Source organism: Hydrogenophaga sp., from assembly GCF_019264445.1.
Taxonomy (GTDB): domain Bacteria; phylum Pseudomonadota; class Gammaproteobacteria; order Burkholderiales; family Burkholderiaceae_C; genus Hydrogenophaga.
Window position 1 is genome coordinate 24479 of sequence record NZ_JAHVAB010000064.1, and the last position, 6175, is coordinate 30653.

A 6175-nucleotide genomic window follows, 5' to 3' on the forward strand; every position below is an offset into this window, starting at 1 on the left:
CTCCCGTCAGTTGCCGTAGAAATCCACGCGCTGCGGCGTGTATGGCGTGCCATCGCCCAGGAAACGCCGCCGCACCTCGCGGGCGCGTTCCGTGGCCGCGGTCTGCCGTGCCAACTCCAGCGAGGCGGCCCGATCTTGCGTGATCTGGAGCCGCTGCGACTGGATCGACTGCTTGGCCTGCAAGGCCAGCAACTGGTTCATGGCCTGCATGGCTTGCAGCGCGCCTTCGGCCGACTGGCTCTTGCCCACGAGGTCGGCCAGCACGCTTTCGTCTTCGCCCAGGTTCTGCGACACCTGGGCCTGCATCCGCATGGTGGTCTGCAAGCCGTTGAGCGTGTTCCGCCAATGCTCCTGCGCATCGCGGTACATCTGGTCGCCGCTGACGGTGGCGGCGTACTGCTCGGGATACAGGCGCTGGAACTCCCGATCCAGATTCGTCACGTCGTAGGCCAGGCCGCGCGCCTGGTCGATCAGCCGCTGCGTGGTCGCCAGATTGGCGCGCAACTGGCCGACCACGCTGGACGGCAGGCTGGCGAGGTTGCGCGCCTGATTCATCAGCATCTGCGCTTCGTTCTGGAGCTGCTGGATCTGGTTATTGATCTGCTCCAGCGTGCGGATCGCGGTCAGCGTGTTCTGCACGAGGTTCGTGGGGTCGATCACAACCCATTGCGCGTGGGCGGTGGCAGTGCAAAGCATGGCCGAGATGGCGGCGGCGACAAGACGCTTTTTCATGGCAGGTTCTCCTGTGGGTGGTCGGTGGTACGGAAAGAACCCGGCGCGAGGCCGGGGAACGAGGCCAGCAGGTCGGCCGCCCAATCGAGGCCGCGATGGCGCAGCCAGGCGCCCGCGAAGCCGGGCACGCCGGCGTCCAGCAGCACGCGGTCTATGTCGCGCTGGTCTTGCGGCGTGGAAGCGCCCGCGAAGGCCAGCGCCGCCTGCCCCAGGTCGAGGTCGAACAGGCGATTGCCGAGGCGGGATTGGTAGTAGTAGTCGCGCTTGGGGCTCGCGGTGGCGACGATCTCGATCTGCCGGCTGTTCAGGCCGAAGCCTTCGTAGATCGTGCGAATCTGCGGTTCCGTCGCCTGCGGGTTGGGCAAGAAAATCCGACTCGCGCAGCTCTCGATGATCGCGGGCGCGATGCTCGAATCCTTGATGTCGGCGAGGCTCTGCGTGGCGAAGATGACGCTGACGTTCTTCTTGCGCAGCGTCTTGAGCCACTGGCGGATGCGTGCGGCAAACACCGGGTCGTCGAGGAACAGCCACGCTTCATCGAGGATCAGCAGCGTGGGCGCCCCGTCGAAGCGTTCATCGAAACGCGCAAAAAGGTAATGCAGCACGGCCATGACGGCGGCCTTGCTGTGCATCAGCTCCTCCATCTCGAAGCACTGCACGTCGGCCATGCCCAGCCGGTCGTGGTCGGCGTCCAGCAGCTTGCCGTGCGCGCCACCCAGCACATAGGGCGACAACGCCTGCCGAAGCGTGTTCGATTGCAGCAGCACGGAAAGCCCGGTCATCGTGCGCTGCTCCACCGGCGCACCGGCGAGACTTCCCAGCGCCGACCAGATGGCCGCGTTCTCGTCTGGGCCGACCGCCACGCCTTCGTGCAGCAAGCGGCCTTCGATCCATTCGGCGGCCCAGGTGCGGTAGCCCTCGCGGTCGATGCGTGCGAGCGGCTGGAAAGCGATTTCGCCATCCGTGCCGAGGTCGTAGTGCTCGCCGCCCAGCCCGAGGATCGTGGCTCGCATCGAGCGCCCCATGTCGAAGGCGAAGATGCGCGAGCCGCGGTAGCGGCGGAACTGCATCGCCAGCGTGGCAAGCAAGACCGACTTGCCCATGCCAGTCGGCCCCGCGACCAGCGTGTGGCCCACGTCGCCGATGTGCGTCACCAGCCGGAACGGCGTGGCGCCATCGGTGCGCGTGACGATCAGCGGCGGGCCGTCGAGATGGTCGTTCTTCTCCGGCCCGGCCCATACCGCCGATACCGGCATCATGTGCGCCAGGTTCAGCGTCGAGACGATGGGCTGACGCACGTTGGCGTAGGCGTTGCCCGGAATGGACGACAGCCACGCATCCACGGCGTTGAGCGTTTCGGGAATGGTGACGAAGCCCCGGCCCTGGATGGCACGCTCCACCATGCGCAGCTTCTCGTCGGCTGCGCCGGCGTCCTCGTCCATGACGGTGACGGTCGCCGTCAGGTAGCCGAAGGCGACTTGATCGCTGCCCAGTTCCTGCAAGGCGGCATCCGCGTCCGCCGCCTTGTTGTTCGCGTCGGTATCGACCAGCGGGCTTTCCTGCTGGAAGATCGTTTCGCGCAACAGCGCGATGACGTTCTTGCGCTTGGCGAACCACTGGCGGCGCAAGCGCCCCAACCCCCGTTCCGCCTCGGATTTGTCGAGGCACAGAAAGCGCGTGCTCCAGCGATACCCAAACCCCAGGCGGTTGAGGTCGTCCAGAATCCCCGGCCAGGTCGAGGTCGGGAAACCTCGCACCGACACCACGCGCAGGTGCTGGTCGCCCAGCATGGGCGCCAGGCCGCCGACCAGCGCGGAATCGGTCAGCAGCGCGTCGATGTGGAACGGCACTTCGGGCACGCCCACGCGATAGCGCAGCGTCGAGATGGTCGCGTGCAGGTAGGTCAGCGTCTGCGCGTCATCGAGCCAGTCAATTTCCGGCATCACGCTGTCGAGCAGGTCGAAGACGCGATCCGTTTCCGCGACGAAGGCTTGCAGCCGCTCGCGCCAGTCCACGCCATTCGTCGGCGTGTTCTCGTAGAGCATCCTGGCTGCACGAGCGCGGGATTCTTCCGGCGGCAGGTAAAGCAGCGTCAGGTGATAGCCGCTCTCGAAGTGATTACCCGATTCCTCGAAGGCGGCCCGGCGTTCTTCCTCCACCACCCACGAAAGCGGCTCGGGAAACTCCGAGTGCGGATAGTCGGCCGCAGGCCGGCGCTCGGCTTCGATGAATAGCGCCCAGCCCGATCCCATGCGGCGCAGCGCATTGTTCAACCGCGCCGACGTGGCGACCAGCTCGCCTTGCGTCGCGCTGTCGAGGTCAGGCCCGCGAAACCGGGCCGTGCGCTGGAAACTGCCGTCCTTGTTCAAGACGAGGCCCGGCGCGACCAGCCCGGCCCAGGGCAGCCAGTCGGCAAGCAAGGCCGGGCGCTGGCGGTATTCGGCGAGATTCAGCATCGCGGCGTCCTCCCCTCACACGTCCAGCAGCGGGCGGTGCTTGATGTGCCGGGCGAAGACCTGCATGAACTGCGGATCGACGCGCGCACCCCACACCGCCAGCGAATGGCCGACGATCCAGAGCACCACGCCGGGAATCCACAGTTGCAGGCCCAAGCCGACAGCGGCGGCCAGCGTGCCGTTGGCGATCGCCACGGTGCGCGGCGCACCGCCAAGCAGAATCGGCTCGGTCAGTGAGCGATGCAGCGGCACCTCGAAGCCGTCCCTGAAGGTGTCCGGGGCACTCATACGACCGCCCCGCCGGAGAAGCTGAAGAACGACAGGAAGAAGCTGGAAGCCGCAAACGCGATGGACAGACCGAAGACGATCTGGATCAGCTTGCGGAATCCGCCGGACGTGTCGCCGAAGGCGAGCGCGAGGCCCGTGGCGATGATGATGATGACCGCGACGATTCGCGCCACCGGCCCCTGGATGGATTCGAGGATGGATTGCAGCGGGCCTTCCCACGGCATCGAGGAACCGGCGGCCTGCGCGGTTCCGGCTAGGAACAGCAGCAGCGCGGCCAGCAGCAGCCCTTGCCCCGCAGGGCGGGCCAGGCAGCGCAGCCGCGCGTGGCGCAAAGCCGGATTTGCAGAAAAACGGAAAGCAGGAATGGTCATCTGCGTCATGGCAGTTCTCCAAGTGAGTCAGGGGATGGGGAAGTCGCCGCAGCGGGTGCGGCATTGGGAAGCGGCGGCAGCTCGGGAAACGGCGTTTCCAGCGCGTCCGCCAGTTGGTAGCCCACGCCGTCGAAGCCGACGACGCGGGCGATGCTCTCGATGCGGCGTTTGCGCCCGCGCCCGGCGATGTGGATCGCCACGTTGACCGCCTCGGCGATCAGCGCACGGGGCGGGTTCACCGCCACTTCGAGAATCAGTTGCTCCAAGCGCAGCAGCGCGCCGAGTGCGGAGCCGGCATGGATCGTGGCGATGCCGCCGGGATGGCCGGTGCCCCACACCTTGATGAGATCCAGCGCCTCGGCGCCGCGCACTTCGCCAACGACGACGCGATCAGGCCGCAGGCGCATGGACGAGCGCACCAGCTCGGTCATGGACACCACGCCTGCGCGGGTGCGCAGAGGAACGTGGTCACGGGCCGCGCATTGCAGCTCCACCGTGTCTTCGAGCACCAGCACGCGGTCGCCGGTGGCGGCGATTTCGGCGAGCAAAGCATTGGCGAGCGTGGTCTTGCCGCTGCTGGTGGCGCCGGCGATCAGCACGTTCTGCCGCTCGCGCACGGCGCGAACGAGAAAGCCCGCTTGCGCGCTGGTCATCATTCCGTCGATGACGTACCGCTCCAGCGGAATTACGCCGATGGCACGCTTGCGCAGCGCGAAGGCCGGCCCCGGCGCTGCCGGCGGCAAGATGCCCTCGAAGCGTTCGCCGGTTTCGGGCAACTCGGCGGACAGCAGCGGCTGGCCGCGATGGACTTCTGCGCCGACGTGGGCCGCGACCAGGCGGATGATTCGCTCGCCGTCCGCCTCGGACAGTTCCACGCCCATCGGCGCGCGCCCACTAGAAAGCCGATCCACCCAAAGGGTGCGATCAGGATTCAGCATCACCTCCACCACGTCCGGGTCTTCGAGCGCGGCGGCGATCAGCGGCCCCATCGCCGTGCGCAACATCTGGATGCGGCGGTCGAGCGACGTGGCGGTCATGGACTGCGGAACGGCACTCATGACGCACGCTCCTGCGCTTGCGCGGCTGCCGCCGCGTCTTCCATCCGCATCGGGTCGGGATGCAGTTCCTCCACCACGTCGCGCACCAGGCTGCGGCCCCGCAGCAGGTGGCGGCCAAGCTGCTCGGTGAACTGCTCGAAGCGCGCTTTGCCCTGCGCGCGTGCCGCGTCTTGGTGCGCCTCGGGGACTGGTGTGCTGACCGTGAGGTAGTAGCGAATGAACAGCGCCAGCGTTTCGATGGCGATGTTCTGGTCGCGCTCCATGCGCTCGGCCTGGCGCGACAGGCGATCCAGCCGCTTGGCGATGGCCGCTTCGCGCTGGTCGGCGGCATCGGGCGACAGCCACGATGCGAGCGCCGCCGCGACGATGGACGACTTGGACACGCCTTTCTTGGCGGCAAGCTCATCGAGCCGCTTGGCGTGCTCGGGCTGGATAAAGAGGTTCAGGCGGTAGTGGCTCATAGCTCGATTCCGTCGTTGGGGTCGAGGGAAGCCAGCCGGGCCGTGCGCTGCATGGCTGGATCAAGCTGGCGAGGAAGGGGAAGCGGCAGGTCGTCGTCGTCATCGAGCAGCCCAAGGTCGGCCGCAGGCGCGGCCAGCACGGGGTCGTAGGCGACGGTTTCGGAGAGTTCGGGCTGACGGCATGGGCCGCCGTCGTCGGTGCTGTCCAAGTCGTCGGCGGATGCCGTGCCCGGTGCTGCCGGCATCAGCGGAATCGCCAGCCCGCTCCAGTCATCGGGCCGCGATGGCGGCGCGTCGGCGTACTGCCCGTCCGCCAGCGCGGGCGGCGGCAGCACGCGACGCTTGAAGTTGCTGTCCACGTAGTAGCGCAGCTTCTTCGCCTTGATCGGCGCCATGCTGGACACCATCACCACTGCCTCGTCGGGTGGAAGCTGCATGACTTCGCCCGGCGTCAGCAGCGGGCGGGCCGTCTCCTGGCGCGACACCATCAGGTGGCCCAGCCACGGCGCGAGCCGATGGCCCGCGTAGTTGCGCTGGGCACGCAGCTCGGTGGCCGTGCCCAGCGTCTCGGAGATCCGCTTGGCGGTGCGTTCGTCGTTCGTGGCGAACGTCACGCGCACATGGCAGTTGTCGAGAATCGAATGGTTCTGGCCGTAGGCTTTGTCGATCTGGTTGAGCGACTGCGCGATGAGGAAGCTGCGGATGCCGTATCCGGCCATGAAGGCCAGTGCCGTCTCGAAGAAGTCCAAGCGCCCCAGCGCCGGGAACTCGTCGAGCATCAGCAGCAGCTTGTGGCGGCGCTCGATGCC

7 protein-coding genes are annotated in these 6175 nt (G+C 67.4%); all 7 read right to left on the minus strand.

Translation table 11 applies throughout. The features are described 5' to 3' along the window. Nucleotides 1–6 precede the first annotated feature (6 nt). The gene (gene trbJ / locus KXJ60_RS13480) at nucleotides 7–732 is read right to left on the minus strand and encodes a P-type conjugative transfer protein TrbJ (protein WP_056581676.1); all 726 of its coding nucleotides are present in this window, start codon (nucleotides 730–732) and stop codon (nucleotides 7–9) included. Beyond that, nucleotides 729–3188 (minus strand): conjugal transfer protein TrbE, encoded by a 2460-nt coding sequence (gene trbE, locus KXJ60_RS13485; RefSeq protein WP_056581673.1) that lies wholly within the window; start codon nucleotides 3186–3188, stop codon nucleotides 729–731. The genes trbJ and trbE overlap by 4 nt, the downstream gene beginning before the upstream one ends. Nucleotides 3189–3203: 15 nt before the next feature. Beyond that, nucleotides 3204–3476 (minus strand): VirB3 family type IV secretion system protein, encoded by a 273-nt coding sequence (locus KXJ60_RS13490; protein WP_056581671.1) that lies wholly within the window; start codon nucleotides 3474–3476, stop codon nucleotides 3204–3206. Beyond that, on the minus strand, nucleotides 3473–3856 hold the full coding sequence (locus KXJ60_RS13495; RefSeq protein WP_056581670.1) for a TrbC/VirB2 family protein: 384 nt from the start codon (nucleotides 3854–3856) through the stop codon (nucleotides 3473–3475). Before KXJ60_RS13495 ends, KXJ60_RS13490 begins: the two co-directional genes overlap by 4 nt. Beyond that, a complete protein-coding gene (gene trbB / locus KXJ60_RS13500) occupies nucleotides 3853–4905 on the minus strand; it encodes a P-type conjugative transfer ATPase TrbB (RefSeq protein WP_056581667.1) in 1053 nt (350 codons plus the stop codon). Before trbB ends, KXJ60_RS13495 begins: the two co-directional genes overlap by 4 nt. Then, a complete protein-coding gene (locus tag KXJ60_RS13505) occupies nucleotides 4902–5366 on the minus strand; it encodes a ribbon-helix-helix protein, CopG family (protein WP_003111089.1) in 465 nt (154 codons plus the stop codon). The genes trbB and KXJ60_RS13505 overlap by 4 nt, the downstream gene beginning before the upstream one ends. Continuing rightward, a partial coding sequence (locus KXJ60_RS13510) for a type IV secretory system conjugative DNA transfer family protein (protein ID WP_291128660.1) occupies nucleotides 5363–6175 on the minus strand: 813 nt, incomplete at its 5' end. The genes KXJ60_RS13505 and KXJ60_RS13510, both read right to left, overlap by 4 nt.

Excerpts from the sequence above, each read along its gene's own strand:
- KXJ60_RS13490 (WP_056581671.1), bottom strand. The coding sequence starts at position 3,476 with ATGAGTGCCCCGGACACCTTCAGGGACGGCTTCGAGGTGCCGCTGCAT.
- KXJ60_RS13505 (WP_003111089.1), bottom strand. The coding sequence starts at position 5,366 with ATGAGCCACTACCGCCTGAACCTCTTTATCCAGCCCGAGCACGCCAAG.
- trbB (WP_056581667.1), bottom strand. The coding sequence starts at position 4,905 with ATGAGTGCCGTTCCGCAGTCCATGACCGCCACGTCGCTCGACCGCCGC.
- KXJ60_RS13495 (WP_056581670.1), bottom strand. The coding sequence starts at position 3,856 with ATGACGCAGATGACCATTCCTGCTTTCCGTTTTTCTGCAAATCCGGCT.
- trbE (WP_056581673.1), bottom strand. The coding sequence starts at position 3,188 with ATGCTGAATCTCGCCGAATACCGCCAGCGCCCGGCCTTGCTTGCCGAC.
- trbJ (WP_056581676.1), bottom strand. The coding sequence starts at position 732 with ATGAAAAAGCGTCTTGTCGCCGCCGCCATCTCGGCCATGCTTTGCACT.